Here is an 18,119-nt window from a genome sequence, read left to right on the forward strand (position 1 = left end):
ATGCCGCAGCAAGATCGCATGAGCAGATCAAGGCCGGGGCGCAGCTTCGGCCTCGTCTGTCTGGTGCTCGCCGCGGTCTGGCTTCTGGGGCCGATCCCCGGCGTCGCGCAGCAAACGGCACCGGCCGAGGCCGGGGGGCACGATGTGGAACTTCCCGTTCTGACCCTCGATTTCGAGCGGCTCTTCGAGACGACGCTCTGGGGCAAGCGGATCATTGCCGATCTGACGCGTGATCGCGACGCGCTGCGGGCCGAGAACAACCGGATTTCCGATGCCCTCGTGGCCGAGGAAAAGGCGCTGACCGACCGGCGCGCGACACTCGCGCCAGAAGCGTTCCGCGCCGAGGCAGATGCTTTCGACGAACGCGCCACAGGGATCCGCGCGGCGCAGAAAGCCAAGGATCAGGCGCTGTCGCAGGGGCTTGCGCAGCATCGGCAGAGCTTTTATGCGGCCGTGGCGCCGCTTATGGACGAAGTGCTGGCGCGGCGCGGCGCGGTGGTGCTGCTCGACCGGCGCGCGATCATCCGTGGCCTTGAGGCGGCCGATATCACCGATGATCTTGCTGCCCTTGTCGATGCGCGGCTCGGCACCGGACCCGCCGAAGATCAGGGCGCGGATCCGGGTTCCGCGCCGGAAACGATACAGAATCCCGCCGCCTCCGTCGAATGAGCGCGTGCCCCAGCGCGGCGGAGTCGCGCCTTGAAATGCCGTCGCGGCAAGGCTAGCAAGGCCGAAAGGCTGACCCGATTTCAGGAAGGACCGAAAATGAGCGACCCCGCCCCGCATACCCATGCCGATCTGAGCCTGATCAAGCGCATCATCCCGCATCGCTATCCGTTCCTGATGATCGACAAGGTGCGCGACATCGTTCCTTTTGAGAGCGCGGTGGGGATCAAATGCATCACCAATAACGAGCCGCAATTCACCGGCCATTTTCCCGAGGAACCGGTGATGCCCGGCGTGATGATCGTCGAGGCGATGGCGCAGACGGCCGCGGTGGTGGTCGGCATTTCGATGAATGTCATCGACAAGCCTCTGGGCACTTATTTCATGGCGATTGACGCCTGCCGGTTCCGGCGCAAGGTGGTGCCCGGCGATGTGCTCGAGATGAAGGTGACGGTGAAGCGCGGCGGCGGCAAAGTGTGGAAATTCGAGGGCCAGTCTTTCGTCGAGGGGCAACTCGCTGCCGAGGCGGAATTCACCGCGATGATGGATCTGAAGGGCTGACATGGCTAGCGACGCGCCCGCAACCATTCACCCGTCGGCCGTGATCGAGGAGGGCGCCAGGATCGGTCCGGGCTGCTCCATCGGGCCGTTTTGTCACATCGGCCCGGAGGTGGTGCTCGGGCAGGGGGTCGAGCTCAAATCCCATGTCGTGATCGCCGGCGATACCGTGATCGGCGAGGGGACCGTGATCTTCCCCTTCGCCTCGCTGGGCCAGATCCCGCAGGATCTGAAATACCGCGGCGAGAAGACCCGGCTCGAGATCGGGGCGCGGAACCGTATCCGCGAATATGTGACGATGAACTGCGGCACGGCGGGGGGCGGCGGGCTCACCAAGGTGGGCGATGACGGGCTCTTCATGGCGAATTGCCATGTCGCCCATGACGTGACCATCGGCGACCGGGTCATTCTGGTCAATTCCGTCGCGATTGCCGGGCATTGCGTGATCGAGGACGATGTGATCGTCGGCGGGCTCTCGGGTGTGCATCAATGGGTGCGGATCGGGCGCGGCGCGATCATCGGCGCGCTTTCGATGGTGACGGCGGATGTGATCCCGCACGGGCTCGTCGCGGGGCCGCGGGCCGCCCTTGAGGGGCTCAACCTCGTCGGGTTGAAACGCCACGGCATCGACCGTGCCGAGATCTCCGCGCTGCGCGCGCTTTACGCGGAGCTCGGCGCGGGCAATTTCCGCGAACAGGCGCGGGCGCGGGCCGAGCAGGGGAGCGACAGCGCGATGGTGCGCGAGGTGCTCGATTTCATCCTCGGTCCCTCGGACCGCAGCTTCCTGACGCCGCAATGAGCGCGACCGCGCTGATCGCCGGTGCCGGTGCGCTGCCGCGGCTCCTGATAGCGGCCGCACCCGAGATGCTGGTGTGCCAGCTCGAAGGCTTCGAGGCGCTGCCGGGTGCCGAGGTGCTGCGCTTCCGCATCGAGCGGCTCGTGCCGTTTTTCGATGCGCTCGCCGAGCGCGGCATTGACCGGGTTTGCCTTGCCGGCGCGATGCAGCGCCCCCGCCTCGAGCCCGAGTTCTTTGATGCGCGCACCGCCGCGCTGGTGCCGCGGCTCCTCGGCGCGATGCAGGCGGGCGATGATGCCACGCTGCGCGCCGTGATCGGGCTCTTCGAGGAGTTTGACTTCGAGGTGATCGGGGCCGATGCGATCTGCCCCGATCTCGTGCCGGGCGCGGGCGTGCTTTGCGGCACCCTCAGCGCCGAAGACCAGCGCGATGCCGCCCGCGCGGCAGAGATCGTTGCCGCGCTTGGTGCGGTCGATGTGGGGCAGGGGGCGGTGGTCGCGCGCGGGCTCTGCCTTGGCGTCGAAGCGCTGCCGGGTACCGATGCGATGCTCGATTTTGTCGCGCAACACCGCGCGCTCGCCCCCGCGCCGACGACGGGTGTGTTTTACAAGGCGCCGAAGCCCGGGCAGGACCGGCGCATCGACCTGCCGGCGCTCGGGCCGCAGACCATCGCGAAAGCGGCCGCGGCGGGGCTTGCGGGGATCGCCTTCGAAGCGGGCGGGGTGTTGCTGCTCGACCGCGACGCCACGCTGCGGGCCGCGGAGGCTGCCGGGCTCTTTCTGTGGGGGCGCAGCCGATGAAGCTTTTCCTCATTGCCGGTGAAGCCTCGGGCGACAAACTCGGCGCGGCGCTGATGGCGGCGATGAGAGAACTGGTTCCGGACCTCGAGGTCTTGGGCATCGGCGGCGCAGAGATGGCGGCCGAAGGGCTTGAGAGCCGCTTTCCGATGGAAGAGCTTTCGGTCATGGGGCTGGCCGAGGTGCTGCCCAAATATCGCGCCCTGAAGCGCCGGATCGCCGAGACGGCCGAGGCGGTGATCGCTGCCCGGCCGGACGCGCTGATCACCATCGACAGTCCCGATTTCTGTCTGCGGGTGGCGCGGCTCGTGAAGGCCGCGCGCCCCGATCAGAAGACGGTGCATTACGTCGCTCCCTCGGTCTGGGCCTGGCGGCCCGGGCGGGCGGCAAAGATGGCCGAGGTGATCGACCATGTGCTTGCCCTTCTGCCTTTCGAGCCGCCTTATATGACGGCTGCCGGGATGAGCTGCGAGTTCGTCGGCCATCCGGTTGTCGCCGAGCCGCGCGCGACCGAGGCGGAGGCCGCCGCTTTCCGCGAGACGTTCATGATCGGCCCCGACCAGCCGCTCGCGCTCTGCCTGCCTGGCTCGCGGGTCGGAGAGGTGAAGCGGCTCGGGCCGCGCTTCGACGAGGCGCTGATGCGGTTGCGCGACCGCGAACCGGGGTTGCGTGTCGTGGTGCCGACGGTGCAGGGCGTGGCAAAACTCGTGCGCGACATGACGGCGCGCTGGCCGGTGGCACCGATCGTTGTTGTCGAACCCGAGGACAAGCGTGCCGCCTTTGCCGCCGCCGATCTGGCCCTCGCGGCCTCAGGCACGGTAAGCCTCGAGCTGGCCGCGAACCGCACGCCGATGGTGATCGGCTATGATGCGAGCTTTTTGAGCTGGCATATCATGTCGCGGATGCTGCGCATCGACACTGTGACGCTTGTGAACCTCGTCTCGGAGACCCGCGCCGTGCCAGAGTTTCTTGGCCCCGCCTGCCGGCCCGGGCCGATGGCCGCGGCGCTTCTGGAGCTGATCGAGAGCCCGCAAAGGCGGGCGGCACAGATCGCCGCGATGGACGTGACGATGGCGCGGCTCGGGGCCGGGGGAGAGGCTCCGGGGAAGCGGGCGGCGCGCTCGGTGCTGCGCTTTCTCGGGCGCTAGAGCGGCGCGAGTGTCACCCCTGCAGCCGTGAGCCCGGCGCGCAGCGCCCGTGCCATATCGAGTGCTTCGGGGCTGTCGCCATGCAGGCAGATCGTGTCGATCCGGGCCGGGATCTGGTGGCCCGTCTCTGAAATGATCGCGCCCGCGCGCAGCATCGCCAGAATCCGCGGTGCGGCCTGTGTCGCCTCATGGAGCACGGCGCCGGGCAGCTTGCGGTCGACGAGCGTGGCATCGGAGTTGTAGGCGCGGTCGGCAAAGATCTCGCCCGCCCAATCGGCGCCCATCGCCGCGGCCGCGGCCTGTTGCGCGGTGGCGGCAAGCACCACGAGCCGCAGACCGGGGGCGACGGCGCGCGCCGCGCCAAAGCAGGCCTGCGCAAGCGCCGGATCTTCCGAGGCCATGTTGGCCAGGGCGCCATGAAGCTTGAAATGCCGCAATTGCAGGCCGTTCATCTGCGCGACGGCCTGCGCGGCCCCGGTCTGATAGGCGATCAGATCGGCGATTTCAGCGCAGCTCAGATTCATCCGGTTGCGGCCGAAATGCGCGCGGTCCTCGAAGCCCGGATGCACCCCCAGCCCGACGCCCCGCGTGGCGGCCAGCCGCATTACTCGCGCCATCTCGAGCGCACCGCCCGCATGCAGCCCGGCGCAGATATTGGCCGAGGTGACGACGGCGCAAAGTGCGGCATCCGTCCCCGCGCCCTCGCCCATATCCGCGTTCAGATCGACCCGCATCCGTCTTCCTCATCCCCGCGCACCACGCCTGAAATCAACTGGTAGCCGAGAAGGTCCGGGATGTCATCGGGGCGGCGGATCAGGGACGTGCAACTGCGGCGCAGCGCGGCAAACTGTGCGGGCTCGGGGGGCGAGGCGGATTCGGCCGCCTCGAGCGAGATCGGGAGAAGGCGCAGGGGCGTGCCGGGGCGGGCCTGCGCGGCAATCGGCAGATCGGCCGGGATCACCGTGCCGAGGCGCGGATAACCGCCGATGCTCTGGCATTCCGCGAGCAGGATCACGGGCATGCCCGCGCCGGTGATCTGGATGTCGCCTGCGGTGATGAAATCCGACAGGAGCGCCGCGCTACGGCTTTGAAAGGGGGCCCCGTCGTGATGGAGGGGCAGACCCTGGCGGTTTGCCGGACCCGCCGCGAAGGTGTTGGCAAAGGCGCGCGCGCGCGTTTGCGGATCGAAGAACGCGGTCTGCGGCCCCTCGATCACCCGCAGCGTGCCGCCCGAGAAGCGAGCGGGGGTGGGCAGGCATCGGCTTGGCGTTTCGGCGGCGGGATCGGGGGCGAAGGGGAGGCGCATGCCCGCCGCAAGCACGGTGCCAAGGCCCGCGGCGGCGAGCGTGGCGCGCGCCCCCAGCCGTTCGGGCGTCGCGATCCCGCCCGCGAGCGAGAGATAGCCGTAAACCCCCGCTTCGGCCGCGCCGATCTCGATCAGGGCGCCCGCGGGGATCAGATGGCTGGCGTTCCAGGCAAGTGCACGCCCCTCACAATATGCGCGCATTGGCGCGCCGGTAAGCGCGATGCGGCTCGCAGCGGTGAGACGAAACCGGCCCCCGGCAAGCGGCATTTCGAGTGCGGCCCCGGGCGCGGGGAGATCAAGCAGGGCGGCGGCCTCCCAGAGAGCGCGCCGGTCGGCTGCGCCTCCGGGGGCAAGGCCCATGGCCGTGAACCCCGGGCGGCCAAGATCCTGAACGGTGATTTTCGAAGCGATGCCAGCCACTTCGATAAAGCCCGTCATTTCAGGAAACTCCGGATAGTTCCGCCCATCGGATCACCCGCGGCTTCCAGCGCCGCGATTTCCGGGGCGCTTGCCGAGGTAAAGCGCAGCCGGTCGCCGGGGCGCAGCGCGAAAGGGTTCGGCGCGCCAGGGGCAAAGGGGCGCAGGGCGCAGCGGCCCAGCGCGCGCCAGCCGGTGGGCGAGGGCGCGGCGAACAGCACGATCTGGCGAATCGCGGTGGTGATTGTGCCCGGCTCGACACGCGGGGTGAGCCGGTCCATCCGCGGCATCTGCCAATGCTCGGGCAGCATGCCGAGATAGGGTTGCCCGGGAGCGAAGCCGAGCGCGAGCACGTGCAGTTCCGTCGCGCAGAGTTCTGCCACGAGAGCGGTTTCGCTTCGCCCCGCCAGCGCGGCGGCCTCGGCGAGCTGTGGCCCGGCGGTGTCACCAAAACAGGCGGGCACAAGGAAATGCCGCGGCTCCGGAAGCGGTTCCGGCGGCGCGGCAAGGCGCTCTTGCAACGCTGCCTGGAGTGCTGCGCGCGTGGTGGCCTCCCGGTCGAAGCGCAAAAGCACCGAACCAAGTCCGGCAGAGACCTCGGTTTGCCCTGGGAGCGGCGCGGCCTCGAGGCGGGCAGCGAGCGCTTGTGCCGCGCGGTTTGCGCGCTCCGAAAACGTGGTGGCGTAGCGGATCAGCAGCGCATCAAGGCCGAGCGGCAGGATCTCCGGCGCCAGCATCATCAGCTGTCGAGCGGCAGCACATCCACCGCCTGGCTGGTCTCGGCGCTGCCTGCGGAGCGCAGCGCGCCGCGCACCGGGGCGACATCGTCGTAATCCCGCCCGACCGCCACGGAGATATAATCGAGCCCGGCGCCCTGATCATTCGTCGGGTCGAACTCGATCCACCCCATCTCGCGGCCGACCCAGGCGCGTACCCAGGCATGCATCGCATCCGCGCCTTCCAGCCGCGGCGCGCCGGGTGGCGGAAATGTGCGCAGGAAACCAGACACATAGCCCGCGGGAATGCCGAGCCCCCGGAGCCCGGCGATCATCACATGGGTGAAATCCTGACACACGCCGCGGCGCTGCACGAAGGCCTCGCGCGGGGGGGTGTCGACGGTTGTCGCCTCGGCGTCGAAGCTCATGTGGTGATGGAGCGCATGGCCGAGCGCGGTAACGGCGCCATAGGCGGAGATGCCGCGCGGCACAGCGGCCCGGGCAAAGGCGGTGATCTCGGCGCAGGGCACAACGCGCGGGGAGGCGCCGAGAAAGTGATGCGGCGAGGCGGGCGCCAACGTCATCTCTCCCGTCACTTCCGCGCCCAGATCGGCAAGCGGCGGCGAGAGGTCGAGCGGGTCACCCACTGCCAGCCGTTCGACCCGGGCCGATAGCTCGAAGATCGCCTCCGCCACCGGCCCGTGCCAGACTACCGAGGTCATCGCATTGCCGAAGAAATCGATCGTGTCGCGGCGCTCGTCCGGGGTCGGCGTGACGGTGAGCTTGCGCGACCAGACACGTTGGCGGCCAGGCAGTTCGGCGGGCAGCAGGCGCACAAGGTTGCGCAGATGGTCCGAGGGCGCGGCGTAGGTATAATCGATGCTCAGGTGGATGTCGTAACGCATGGCCTCACCTGAGATAGCTGCGCGAGACGAGATCCGAGATCTCGGCGATTTCGCCGCGCATCTCGTGAAGCCGTGCGGTGGGAATCTCGTCGGGGGAGGCGACCGAAAGCAGGCTCTCGACCGGCACTATGGCGCGTGAAAGCGCGGCGAGGCGGCCTTTGTCGCGCGCATTGGGAAGATCGGCGGCGAGCGCGCGCAGCTTCGCGATCTGGAACAGGAGCGAGCGCGGATTGTCGCCATCAAGCGCCAGAAGGTCCACTACCGTCTCGCGCGAGCGTTCCATGCGGTAGCGGCGCTGATGGGTGATCACGCTGTCGGCCACCTCGATCGCGATGTCGAGCGTGCCGGTGGGGGCTTTGGGATCGGCGAAGGTGGCCAGAAGCGCCGAGAGCGCATCGGCACGTTCGAGCGCGCGGCCGAAGCTCAGGAAGGTCCAGCCCGAAAAGCGATACATGTTCTCGTGCACGAGGCCGGAAAAGCCGGTGATCTTGCGCAACAGCACCGACATGGCGCGGGCGGCATCGTCGCCCGGGCGCGCGGTCTGGCTCATCTGGCGCGCGGTCTTGGCAAGATCGGCAAGCGCAGACCAGCCATCGGTCGAGAACCGGTCGCGCACCTTGGAGGCGCAGAGCCGCGCCGCCTCGATCCGTTCGATCAGCGCCTGTGGCACCGGACGGGCGAGGTCGATACCGTAATCTGCCAGGAAGCTGCGCAGAAGCCGCAGCCGCGCATCGTCGATATTGTCGGTGGCGGCAAGGCGCAGGTGATAGGCGCGAATGAGGCGGATCGCATCTTCGGTGCGCTCGACATAGCGGCCAAGCCAGAACAGGTTGTCGGCGGCACGCGCGGGCAGGATGCCGGGAGAGGCGCGGCGTACGCCGCGGATGGGTTTGGGAAAGAGCGTTTCCTGCCGCACCGGGCGGTCCCCCACCACCCAGACATCGGCCACCGCACCGCCGCGCTGCATCGCCAGCGCGGTCGTATCGCCCGAGCGGCCGATGCGCGCATAACCGCCCTTCATGAAGACCCAGCGGCCATGGGCATCGCGCGCCGCAAAGACCCGAACCGTCATCGGCCGCGGTTCGATCCGGTTTTGCCCGGCGCCCGATTCGACCCAAGCGGGCGTGGTGGAAAGCGTCACCGCCTCCTGGCCCACCAGCATGTTGCCCTCTGCCTCCAGCCATTCGGCGATCGAGGCGCGGGCCGAGCCCCGGAAGGCGCCGCCGAGCGCGGTGGTGGCGCCCAGATCGAAGGGCAGGTCGCAGGCATAGGCCGAGCCGATCATCATCCGCTCGGCATTTTCGCGCACATAGGCGCGCTCGGCGGCGCCGCCACACCACCAGGTGGCGATATTGGGAAGTTTGAGCGGCCCGCCCGAGAGCACTTCGGAGACCCGCGGCAAAAAGGCGAGCATGGCGCGCATCTCAAGGACGCCCGAGCCGAGCGCATTGACCATGGCAAGGTTGCCCGCCCGCACCGCCTCCACCAGCCCCGGCGTGCCGATGCGCGAGGTGGCATCAAGCTCCACCGGGTCGGCGAAGGCCGCGTCGATCCGGCGCCAGAGCACGCCAAGCGGCTGCGGCCCCTCGATCGTGCGCACCATGGCCTGCGCGTCCTGCACCAGCAGATCCTCGCCTTCCAGGAGCGGCAGGCCGAGATAGCGCGCGATATAGGTATGTTCGTAATAGGTGTCGTTCGAGGGGCCCGGCGTCAGGATCGCAGCGGCCCGTTCGCGCCCGCTCGCACCCTGGGCGAGCCGCTCCATCGCCGCGCGGAAGGCGCCGAAATAACCCGCGAGCCGGTGAATATGCGCCCGCGGGAACCGCTCAGGAAAGATCCGGCCCGTCGCCATGCGGTTTTCGAGCGCGAAGCCCGCGCCCGAGGGGGCATTGGTGCGATCGCCCAGCACGAACCAGCGGCCATCGGGCGAGCGGCCGATCTCGAAGGCGAGGACATGGAGGTAATGACCACCGCGGGGGCTCACGCCCACCATCGGGCGCAGCCATTGCTTGGAGCCGGCGATGAGTTCTGCGGGCAAATGCCCCTCGCTCACCAGCCGGCCGGGGCCGTAGAGGTCGGCCAGCACCGCTTCCAGCAGGTCTGCGCGCTGCGTGAGCCCGGCGCAGATCTCTTCCCATTCCTTCTCGTGCAGAATCACCGGGATATGTGAGAGTGGCCAGGCACGCTCGGTCAGCGGCTCGTTCGAATATTGCCGGAAGAACACACCCGCATCGCGCAGATATTGATCGGCGCGCTCGAACCGGGTGGTGACTTCCTCGGGCGAGAGCTTTGCAAACCGTTCGACGAAGCGGCGCCAGACCGGGCGCATCTGGCCCTGCGCGTCGAAAAGCTCATCAGCCACCCCCTCGCGGAGGCGGTAGGCCGAGAAAAGATCGGGGGCGGGGCTCGCGGTCATGACTCACATCGTTTTGGCTCACTCAAGCCCGATGGGGCGGCGCAGGTCAAGGGTCAGCGGGAACTCCGGATGCGGCCGTTCGGGGGCAGGGCTGTAGGGGCCGGGCGCATGGCCATGCGGCTCGAACCGGGCCAGACGCCGCGCCTCGGCCTCATAGGCGTTGACCGGGAAGGTCTCGTAATTGCGCCCACCCGGATGCGCGACGTGATAGGTGCAGCCCGCAAGCGCGCGGCCCGACCATGTGTCGTAGATGTCAAACACAAGGGGCGTGTTGACCGGCAGGGTCGGGTGCAGGCTCGCGGGCGGTTGCCAGGCCTTGAAGCGCACCGCGGCGACCGAGGTGCCCGCGGTTTGCGTGCGCGCGAGCGGCACCGGGCGGCGGTTGCACATCACGGTGTAGCGGTCCTGATGCAGGCTCGTGAGCTTCACTTGCAGCCGCTCGACGGAGCTGTCTGTATAGCGCACGGTGCCGCCGATCGCGCCGGTCTCGCCCAGCACATGCCAGGGCTCAAGCGCCTGACGCAGCTCCAGATGCACGCCCTCCGCCGCGATCTGGCCGCAGAAGGGGAAGCGGAATTCGGATTGCGCCTCGAACCAGACCGGGTCGAAGTCAAAGCCATGCGCGCGCAGATCGGCCAGCAGCGAGAGCAGGTCTTCCCAGAGGTAATGTGGCAGCATGAAACGGTCATGCAGCACCGTGCCCCAGCGCACCGGGCGGCCCCGCACCGGCGCGGCCCAGCACCGCGCAATGAGCGCGCGCAAAAGCAGTTGCTGGGCCAGCGACATGCGCGGATGCGGCGGCATCTCGAAGCCGCGAAACTCGACCAGCCCAAGCCGTCCCGTCGGCCCGTCAGGCGAAAAGAGCTTGTCGATGCAGATCTCGGCGCGATGCGTATTGCCGGTGACATCGATCAGCATGTTGCGCAGCAGCCGGTCGACGAGCCAAGGCGGCGGCAGCGGGCCGCCGGCCACCGGGTCGCCGATTTGCGCGAGCGCGATTTCCAGCTCGTAAAGCGTGTCGTGGCGCGCTTCGTCGATGCGTGGCGCTTGGCTCGTCGGGCCGATGAACAGGCCCGAGAACAGGTAGCTCAGGCAGGGATGGCGCTGCCAGATCAGGATCAGCGATTTGAGCAGATCCGGGCGGCGCAGGAAGGGGCTGTCGTTTGGCGTGGCGCCGCCGACCACCACATGGTTGCCGCCGCCCGTTCCGGTGTGGCGCCCGTCGATCATGAACTTGTCGGCGCCGAGGCGGGAATTGCGCGCCTCTTCGTAAATCGCCTCGGTGGTGGCAACGCAATCCTCCCAGCTGTGCGCGGGGTGGATGTTCACCTCGATCACGCCCGGATCGGGGGCGACGCGGATCACATTGAGCCGCGGGTCATGCGGCGGCGCGTAGCCCTCGATATGGATCGGCATGTTCAGATCTGCCGCGGTCGCCTCGGCGGTGGCGATCAGGTCGAGATAATCCTCAAGCGTGTCACAGGGCGGCATGAAGAGGCAAAGCTTGCCGTCGCGCGGCTCGAGCGTGAGCGCGGTGCGCACCGCGCCCCCCGAGGGGTCGGTGCCCGCGCCCAGATGCGTGTCTTGCGGCTGCATCGCTTGGCGGGGCGCTTCCTGTGCGCCGGGGCGGGCGGTTTGCGCATGACCGGGCGTGACCGGGGGCAGGAGCGCGGCGCGCTCCGTCTCCTCGCGGGCGAGCGCGTCGATCTCGGCCTGCACGGCGCGGCGCCGCGCTTCAACTTGGGCATGGAAATCGGGGAGCGGCACGAGCGGGAGCGAGGGGTCGGCGGGGTAGGAATAGGGATAGGCGGCAGGCGGCACCCATGGCAGCGCGCCCAAGGGCAGCCGGAAACCCACTGGGCTGTCGCCGGGGATGAGGAAGATATGCCCGCGCCGCGGCTTCCAGAGCTCGGAGCGCCAGCGCGCCGGGCGGTCGGCCGCCTGCCACATCGGCTGAATGGGCAACACATAGCCCGAGGGCTCGGTCAGACCTCGGCTGAAGACCTTGGCGTAACGCGCGCGATCTTCGGGGTTTTTCAGCTTCGAATTCTCGGGCGAGACGTTCGGCGGCAGGTTCGCCTCTTTCAGGATCCATTCGCCCGGGTCTTCATAGGCGGGCTGGGCATAGGCCGGGTCGAGCCCGAGCCTTTCGGCAAAGGCAGCCATGAACCGCCCCGCCTCGGGCGCGCCCATCGGCGTGCCCGCCTCGCGCGCAACGAGATCAGGGTTGCGCCAGACCGGCGCCCCGTCGCGGCGCCAGTAGAGCGAGAAGGTCCAGCGCGGCAGGCTCTCGCCCGGATACCATTTGCCCTGCCCGTAATGAAGAAAGCCCCCCGGCGCGAAGCGTTCGCGCAGCCGCCGGATCAGGTCATCGGCAAGGGCGCGCTTTTGCGGCCCCACGGCCTCGGTGTTCCATTCGTCGGACTGGAAATCGTCAACCGAAACGAAGGTGGGCTCGCCCCCCATCGTCAGGCGCACATCGCCCGCGGTGAGGCGCTCGTCGACCTTGCGGCCAAGCGCGTTGAGCCGCTCCCACGCCGCGTCCGAGAAGGGTTTGGTGATACGCGGATGCTCCGCCACGCGCTTCACCTGCATGTCGAAATCGAAGCGCACCTCGGGCGTGCCCGCCGCGGTGAAGCCGCCCGAGATCGGTGCTGCATTGCGGTAATGCGGCGTTGCCGCCAAGGGAATATGGCTCTCGCCCGCCAAGAGCCCCGAGGTCGGGTCAAGCCCGACCCAGCCCGCTCCGGGCAGGAACACTTCGACCCAGGCGTGCAGATCGGTGAAATCGACCTCGGTGCCGGAGGGGCCGTCGAGCGCCTTCACATCGGGGGCAAGCTGGATGAGGTAGCCCGAGACGAAGCGCGCGGCAAAGCCCAGATGGCGCAGCACCTGCACCAGAAGCCAGGACGAATCACGGCACGAGCCGGAGGCGCAGGAGAGCGTTTCCTCCGGCATCTGCACGCCGGGCTCCATGCGGATGGTGTAGTTTACGTCGTGCGAAATCCGGGCATTGAGGGCGACCAGAAAATCGACGGTGCGGGTTTTCGTGACATCGAGCGTGCCGAGAAAATGAGCAAGCTGCGGCCCGGCGGGCTCGGGCGTGCGATAGATGCTCAGATCCTCGCGCAGCTCTTCGGGGTAGTCGAAGGGCCAAAGCTCCGCCGTTTCCTCCAGGAAGAAATCGAACGGGTTGTAAACCGTCATGTCGGCAACGAGATCGACCTCGATCTTCAACTCCCGCACCGGCTCGGGAAAAACGAAGCGTGCCAGCCAGTTGCCATAGGGGTCTTGCTGGTGGTTCACGAAATGCCCGCCGGGCGAGACCTTGAGCGAGTGGGAAATCACGCGCGTGCGCGAATGCGGCGCCGGGCGCAGCCGGATGATTTGCGGCCCGAGGTTCACCGGGCGGTCATAGGTGTAATGCGTGAGGTGATGAATGGATGCGTGGATCGCCATGGGTCTCTTCCTGTGCTGCCCCGAGTTTAGGGGGCAGGGCTGACGGCGCCATGTCAAAGCGACGCTTTTCGCGCGGCAGTTGCGAAAATAAGGGCATCTGCTCAAAAAATGATCGCCGCAGTGCAGCATGGACTTGGGGGTTTGTGCGAAAATCGATGCTGCATATGCAAAATCATGATATGATGAAGCATCGCAACTTGGGGAGGACCTGCGATGGCCAAGACAACGATGAAACAGATGGAGGCGAAAGCCTCGGTGCTCGATACCTGGAGTATGTTCTTTGCACCGCAAGCGCGGATGGCGGAGGCGATGCTGGGGCAGAATATCGAGTTGCTCGATTTCTTGAAGGCGCGCTTCGAGCGCGACAAGGCGATGCTCGCCGATCTCGCCAAGGTCGACGATCCCGCCATGGCAATGCAGATCTGGCAGGATTTCTGGGGCCGGATGTTCACCGATTATTCGGTAGAAACGACGAAACTGGCGGCCCATGCCGGGGAGATTGCCGAAACCGCTTTGCGCAGCGCGACCGAGGAGGGGACGGCGATGCTGTCGATGGCGGGCAAGGCGAAGGACTAGTGCTGTAAGCGGTGGCCATGGCCCGGCCGCGCGCAGCCGGGCAAGAGGACGAACCGGGCGGCCTTGCCGCCCGGACAGGACCGCGGGCGCGCCCGCCCGCAGAATGAGGATCGAATGAATAGCCCTTTGAAGACCCGCCCCGAGGCGGAACCGGTGCTCGACGAGGCCGGGTTCCGCCGCTTTGACCGTATGGTTCACGCGCTGATGGGCAAGGCGGAGGGGGGGCTGTCACCGGTCTCTCTGTGGCTGGCCTGGGCCGACTGGGCCGCGCATCTGGCGATGAGCCCCGGCAAACAGGCCGAACTCGGCTACAATGCCCTGGCGCGCGCCCAGCAATTGGCGGCAGAGGTGCAATGCCAGCTGCGTGGCGGCCGTGCCGACGGGCTCGATTGCGTGACGCCCTTCAAGTCTGATCGCCGCTTCGCGGGCACGGAGTGGAAGAAATTCCCCTTCTCGCTTTATGCGCAGAGTTTTCTGGCGACCGAGGCCTGGTGGAAAGAGGCGACGACCGGGCTTTCTGGCGTCGAAAGCGCGCATGAGAAGCTCGTTGCCTTTTACGGGCGGCAGTTCCTCGACATGATGGCGCCCTCGAATTTCCTTGCCACCAACCCCGATCTGATCACCCGGACCCGCGAGGAAGGCGGGCGCAACCTGATCCGTGGCGCACACTATCTGGCCGAGGACATGCGCGCGCTGACGCAGGGGGCTGATGAGGAGGCGCAATTCCGCCCCGGCGAGACGGTGGCGCTGACCAAGGGCCGTGTGGTGTTCCGCAACCGGCTGATCGAGCTTATCCAATATGCGCCGGTGACGAAGACGGTGCAGGCCACGCCGCTCCTGATCGTGCCCGCGTGGATCATGAAATACTACATCCTCGATCTCACCCCGCCCGAGAGCCTGATCGCCTGGGCGGTGGCGCAGGGCTTCACGGTGTTCTGCATCTCCTGGAAGAACCCCGACGAGGAAGACCGCAACCTCGGCTTCGACGATTACCGCGAGCTTGGCGTGATGGCGGCGATGGATGCGATCGGCCGGATCACCGGCGCGCCGAAAGTGCATGGGCTGGGCTATTGCCTTGGTGGCACGCTCCTTTCCGTTGCGGCGGCGGCGATGGCGCGCGATGGCGACGACCGGCTTGCCTCGCTGACGATGCTGGCCGCGCAGGTGGACTTCACCGAGGCGGGGGAACTCAGCCTCTTCACCAACGAAGACCAGCTTGCCCTGCTCGAAGACATGATGTGGCAGGAGGGCTTCCTCGACAAGACGGCGATGGCGGGCACCTTCTCGATGCTGAAGTCGAAAGACCTGATCTGGTCGAAGATGATCCACGACTACATGCTCGGCGAGCGCGAACAGGGCTCGGCGCTGGGCGATTGGTCGCATGACGCGACACGGATGCCCTACCGGATGCATTCGGAATATCTGCGCCACCTGTTTTTGGCGAATGATCTGGCCGAGGGGCGGATGGAGGCGGCGGGCAGCCATGTGATGCTGCGCGATATCCGCTGTCCGGTCTTTGCCGTGGCGACCGAGCGCGACCATATCGCCCCCTGGCAATCGGTGTTCAAGCTGACCTGGCTGCTGGGGGGAGAGGTGACCTTTGCGCTGATCGCCGGCGGCCATAACAGCGGCATCGTTTCGCCGCCGGGCAATGCGCGGGCGAAATATCGCCTGCTCACCCATGTGCATGGCGCCCCCCATCCGGGGCCGGAGGACTGGGCGGAGACGGTGGCGCCGGTGGCGGGATCCTGGTGGGAGCCCTGGGGCGCCTGGCTGAGCGCGAAGGGGGCGGGAGAGAAGATCGCGCCGCCCGCCCCGGGGCCCGATCTCGGTGCCGCACCCGGGAGCTATGTGTTCGGCCGCTGAGTGGTTTGGCCGCTGAGTGGTTTGATTGAGTGGTTTGGCGGCTTTCGCCTCGGCGGCGCCGAGGCGACCCGCCGGGGGGCTGCGCCCCCCGGCCCCCCGTGGCGGTCCGGATCAGCCGGTGTGGCCCTTCCAGATCCAGCCGCCGCCAAAGATCCGGCTGCTCTCGGGGGCATAGAAAACACAGGCCTGCCCCGGGGAAACACCATCTTCGGGCGTGAGCAGTTCGACTTCGGCTTCGGTGGCGCCGAGCGGCCGCACAATGGCCTCTCTGGGCGCGCGGGTCGAGCGGATCCGCACCGAGAGCGGCCATTCCGCGCGGCTCTCGAACGGGGCGTCCCCCAGCCAGTTGATCTCGCGCACCGGCACGATTCGGGTCGCGAGCGCCTCTTTCGGGCCGACGATGACCTGCCGCCGCTCCGGATCGAGCCGGATCACGTAAAGCGGGCTGTCGCCCAGCCCGCCGATGCCCAGCCCGCGGCGCTGGCCAATGGTGTAATGGATCACACCGCGATGGGTGCCGAGCACGCGGCCTGAAAGATCGACGATCTCGCCCGGATCGGCGGCCCCGGGCCTGAGCTTCTCGATCACGGCCGCATAATTCCCCGAAGGCACGAAGCAGATGTCCTGACTGTCGGGCTTGTCGGCAACAATGAGCCCGTATTTGGCCGCAAGTTTACGGGTTTCTGCCTTCGAGGGCAGGTGGCCGAGGGGAAACCGCAAGTAGGCGAGCTGCTCGGGCGTGGTCGAAAACAGGAAGTAGCTCTGGTCGCGCGCGGCATCCGCCGCGGCGTGCAGCTCGGGCCCCTGCGCGCCGATCTTGCGCTGGATATAATGGCCGGTTGCCATGCAATCGGCGTCGAGATCCTTCGCGGTCTCGAGCAGATCCTTGAACTTCACCCGCTCGTTGCAGCGGATGCAGGGCACGGGTGTGGCGCCCGCCAGATAGGCATCGGCAAATTCCTCGATCACGGATTCCCGAAAAGTATTTTCGTAATCAAGGACATAGTGCGGGAACCCCATGGCCTCGGCGACGCGGCGCGCATCGTGAATGTCCTGGCCCGCGCAACAGGCGCCCTTTTTGGCGAGCGCTGCGCCATGGTCGTAAAGCTGGAGCGTGACGCCCACCACATCATAGCCTTCCTCCTTCAGCATCGCGGCAACCACTGAGCTGTCGACGCCGCCCGACATCGCCACCACGACGCGGGTATCGGCGGGCGCCTTGGGCAGGCCCAGCGAGTTCAGGGGGGGATCAGTCGGCATGAGAGGAGTCCTTTAACCAGAATGTCGGAATATAGGAAAATGCGATCTAGTCTCAAGCCCGCGCTAAACCCGTCGTTAAGGCCGCCCTGTGCAGAGTTTCCCGGGACAAAGAAGACGGGGTGAGCCCATGTATCTGAAAAAAGTTGATGGACCGCGTGCGGTTACATTGCCCGATGGCACCATCCTGACGCGCGCTGACCTTCCACCCAAGGAAACGCGCCGCTGGGTGGCATCGCGCAAGGCGACAATCGTGCAGGCGGTGTTTCACGGCCTGATCAGCCGCGCCGAGGTGCTTGAACGCTACGGGCTTTCCGACGAGGAATTCGAGATCTGGGCCGATGCGGTGAAAAAGCACGGGACCGCGGGGCTCAAAGTCACGGCTATACAGAAATACAGACAACTTTAAGTTGCACATCTGCATAAAGTTGTGAGAGTAACTGGGTGTTAACCATTTACTGCCAAAGTCGGAAGTGATCGAGGGATTAATGCGGAGAACCCAGGATGCGGATTTTGTTGGTGGAGGACGACCCGACGACCTCGCGCAGCATCGAGCTGATGCTGACGCATGCCAACCTCAACGTCTATTGCACAGACCTTGGGGAAGAGGGGATCGACCTTGCTAAACTTTATGATTACGATCTGATCCTGCTGGATCTTAACCTTCCCGACATGAACGGGCTTGAGGTTTTGCGTCAGCTTCGCCTTGCCCGGGTCGATACACCGATCCTGATTCTCACCGGCGCAGATGACACCGAGAACAAGATCAAGGGCTTTGGTTTCGGCGCCGACGACTACATGACCAAACCCTTCCACCGCGAAGAGCTGGTCGCGCGAATCCATGCGATCATCCGCCGTTCCAAGGGGCATTCGCAGTCGATCATCCGCACCGGCAAGATTTCGGTGAACCTTGATGCCAAGACGGTCGAGGTGGGCGGCAAGCCCGTGCATCTGACCGGCAAGGAATATCAGATGCTCGAGCTTCTGAGCCTGCGCAAGGGGACGACGCTGACCAAGGAAATGTTCCTCAACCACCTGTATGGTGGCATGGACGAGCCCGAACTGAAAATCATCGACGTGTTCATTTGCAAGCTGCGCAAGAAACTCGCCGAGGTTACGGGCGGCGAGAACTATATCGAAACCGTCTGGGGCCGGGGCTATGTGTTGCGCGACCCCGATCAGGGCGATCTCGACCGCCGCATGGTCGTGGGCGCCTGATCGTCTGATCCGGTTGCC

Annotated in this window: 16 protein-coding genes; 9 read left to right on the plus strand and 7 right to left on the minus strand. The window is 66.8% G+C overall.

The features are described 5' to 3' along the window. The first annotated feature begins 18 nt into the window (after positions 1-18). The 5 genes from CRO22_RS10535 to lpxB all read left to right on the plus strand — a co-directional run bounded on the left by CRO22_RS10535 (position 19) and on the right by lpxB (position 3,965). Positions 19-669 (plus strand): OmpH family outer membrane protein, encoded by a 651-nt coding sequence (locus CRO22_RS10535; protein ID WP_176518617.1) that lies wholly within the window; start codon positions 19-21, stop codon positions 667-669. Positions 670-765: 96 nt separating this feature from the next. Beyond that, positions 766-1,227 (plus strand): 3-hydroxyacyl-ACP dehydratase FabZ, encoded by a 462-nt coding sequence (fabZ, locus tag CRO22_RS10540; protein ID WP_097070101.1) that lies wholly within the window; start codon positions 766-768, stop codon positions 1,225-1,227. Position 1,228: 1 nt separating this feature from the next. Next, on the plus strand, positions 1,229-2,023 hold the full coding sequence (lpxA, locus tag CRO22_RS10545) for an acyl-ACP--UDP-N-acetylglucosamine O-acyltransferase (protein ID WP_097070102.1): 795 nt from the start codon (positions 1,229-1,231) through the stop codon (positions 2,021-2,023). After that, positions 2,020-2,820, plus strand: a complete 801-nt coding sequence (locus CRO22_RS10550; RefSeq protein WP_097070103.1) for an LpxI family protein — start codon at positions 2,020-2,022, stop codon at positions 2,818-2,820. Before lpxA ends, CRO22_RS10550 begins: the two co-directional genes overlap by 4 nt. Beyond that, positions 2,817-3,965, plus strand: coding sequence for a lipid-A-disaccharide synthase (lpxB, locus tag CRO22_RS10555; RefSeq protein WP_097070145.1), 1,149 nt, complete (start codon positions 2,817-2,819; stop codon positions 3,963-3,965). The genes CRO22_RS10550 and lpxB overlap by 4 nt, the downstream gene beginning before the upstream one ends. Here the strand turns inward: lpxB and CRO22_RS10560 are convergent. From CRO22_RS10560 to CRO22_RS10585, 6 genes are read right to left on the minus strand one after another with little or no spacing between them, the layout of a single operon-like run. Further along, entirely contained in the window at positions 3,962-4,699 is a 738-nt protein-coding gene (locus CRO22_RS10560; RefSeq protein ID WP_097070104.1) for a LamB/YcsF family protein, read from the minus strand. The genes lpxB and CRO22_RS10560 overlap by 4 nt on opposite strands. Beyond that, complete coding sequence (locus CRO22_RS10565; protein ID WP_097070105.1) at positions 4,684-5,709, minus strand: 5-oxoprolinase subunit C family protein; 1,026 nt, start codon at positions 5,707-5,709, stop codon at positions 4,684-4,686. Before CRO22_RS10565 ends, CRO22_RS10560 begins: the two co-directional genes overlap by 16 nt. Then, the gene (locus tag CRO22_RS10570) at positions 5,706-6,428 is read right to left on the minus strand and encodes a 5-oxoprolinase subunit B family protein (protein ID WP_097070106.1); all 723 of its coding nucleotides are present in this window, start codon (positions 6,426-6,428) and stop codon (positions 5,706-5,708) included. The genes CRO22_RS10565 and CRO22_RS10570 overlap by 4 nt, the downstream gene beginning before the upstream one ends. After that, a complete protein-coding gene (locus CRO22_RS10575) occupies positions 6,428-7,309 on the minus strand; it encodes a transglutaminase family protein (RefSeq protein ID WP_097070107.1) in 882 nt (293 codons plus the stop codon). Before CRO22_RS10575 ends, CRO22_RS10570 begins: the two co-directional genes overlap by 1 nt. 4 nt (positions 7,310-7,313) lie before the next feature. Continuing rightward, positions 7,314-9,725, minus strand: coding sequence for a circularly permuted type 2 ATP-grasp protein (locus CRO22_RS10580; RefSeq protein WP_097070108.1), 2,412 nt, complete (start codon positions 9,723-9,725; stop codon positions 7,314-7,316). An 18-nt stretch (positions 9,726-9,743) separates the two neighbouring features. Continuing rightward, positions 9,744-13,184 carry a transglutaminase family protein gene (locus CRO22_RS10585; protein ID WP_097070109.1) on the minus strand — a complete coding sequence of 1,147 codons (3,441 nt, stop codon included), beginning with the start codon at positions 13,182-13,184 and terminating at the stop codon, positions 9,744-9,746. Between the two features lie 213 nt (positions 13,185-13,397). Between CRO22_RS10585 and CRO22_RS10590 the strand changes: the two genes are divergently transcribed. Continuing rightward, positions 13,398-13,760, plus strand: a complete 363-nt coding sequence (locus tag CRO22_RS10590; RefSeq protein ID WP_097070110.1) for a hypothetical protein — start codon at positions 13,398-13,400, stop codon at positions 13,758-13,760. Between the two features lie 114 nt (positions 13,761-13,874). Further along, positions 13,875-15,626, plus strand: coding sequence for a PHA/PHB synthase family protein (locus CRO22_RS10595; protein ID WP_097070111.1), 1,752 nt, complete (start codon positions 13,875-13,877; stop codon positions 15,624-15,626). Between the two features lie 111 nt (positions 15,627-15,737). Here the strand turns inward: CRO22_RS10595 and mnmA are convergent, their stop codons facing one another. Continuing rightward, positions 15,738-16,886 (minus strand): tRNA 2-thiouridine(34) synthase MnmA, encoded by a 1,149-nt coding sequence (gene mnmA / locus CRO22_RS10600; RefSeq protein WP_097070112.1) that lies wholly within the window; start codon positions 16,884-16,886, stop codon positions 15,738-15,740. 127 nt (positions 16,887-17,013) lie between these two features. Between mnmA and sciP the strand changes: the two genes are divergently transcribed. Further along, positions 17,014-17,292, plus strand: a complete 279-nt coding sequence (sciP, locus tag CRO22_RS10605; protein ID WP_097070113.1) for a CtrA inhibitor SciP — start codon at positions 17,014-17,016, stop codon at positions 17,290-17,292. A gap of 95 nt (positions 17,293-17,387) precedes the next feature. Next, the gene (ctrA, locus tag CRO22_RS10610; RefSeq protein ID WP_013067387.1) at positions 17,388-18,101 is read left to right on the plus strand and encodes a response regulator transcription factor CtrA; all 714 of its coding nucleotides are present in this window, start codon (positions 17,388-17,390) and stop codon (positions 18,099-18,101) included. Positions 18,102-18,119 lie beyond the last annotated feature (18 nt).

Origin of the sequence: Rhodobacter maris (genome assembly GCF_900217815.1) — a bacterium.
Classification (GTDB): Bacteria; Pseudomonadota; Alphaproteobacteria; order Rhodobacterales; family Rhodobacteraceae; genus Rhodobacter; species Rhodobacter maris.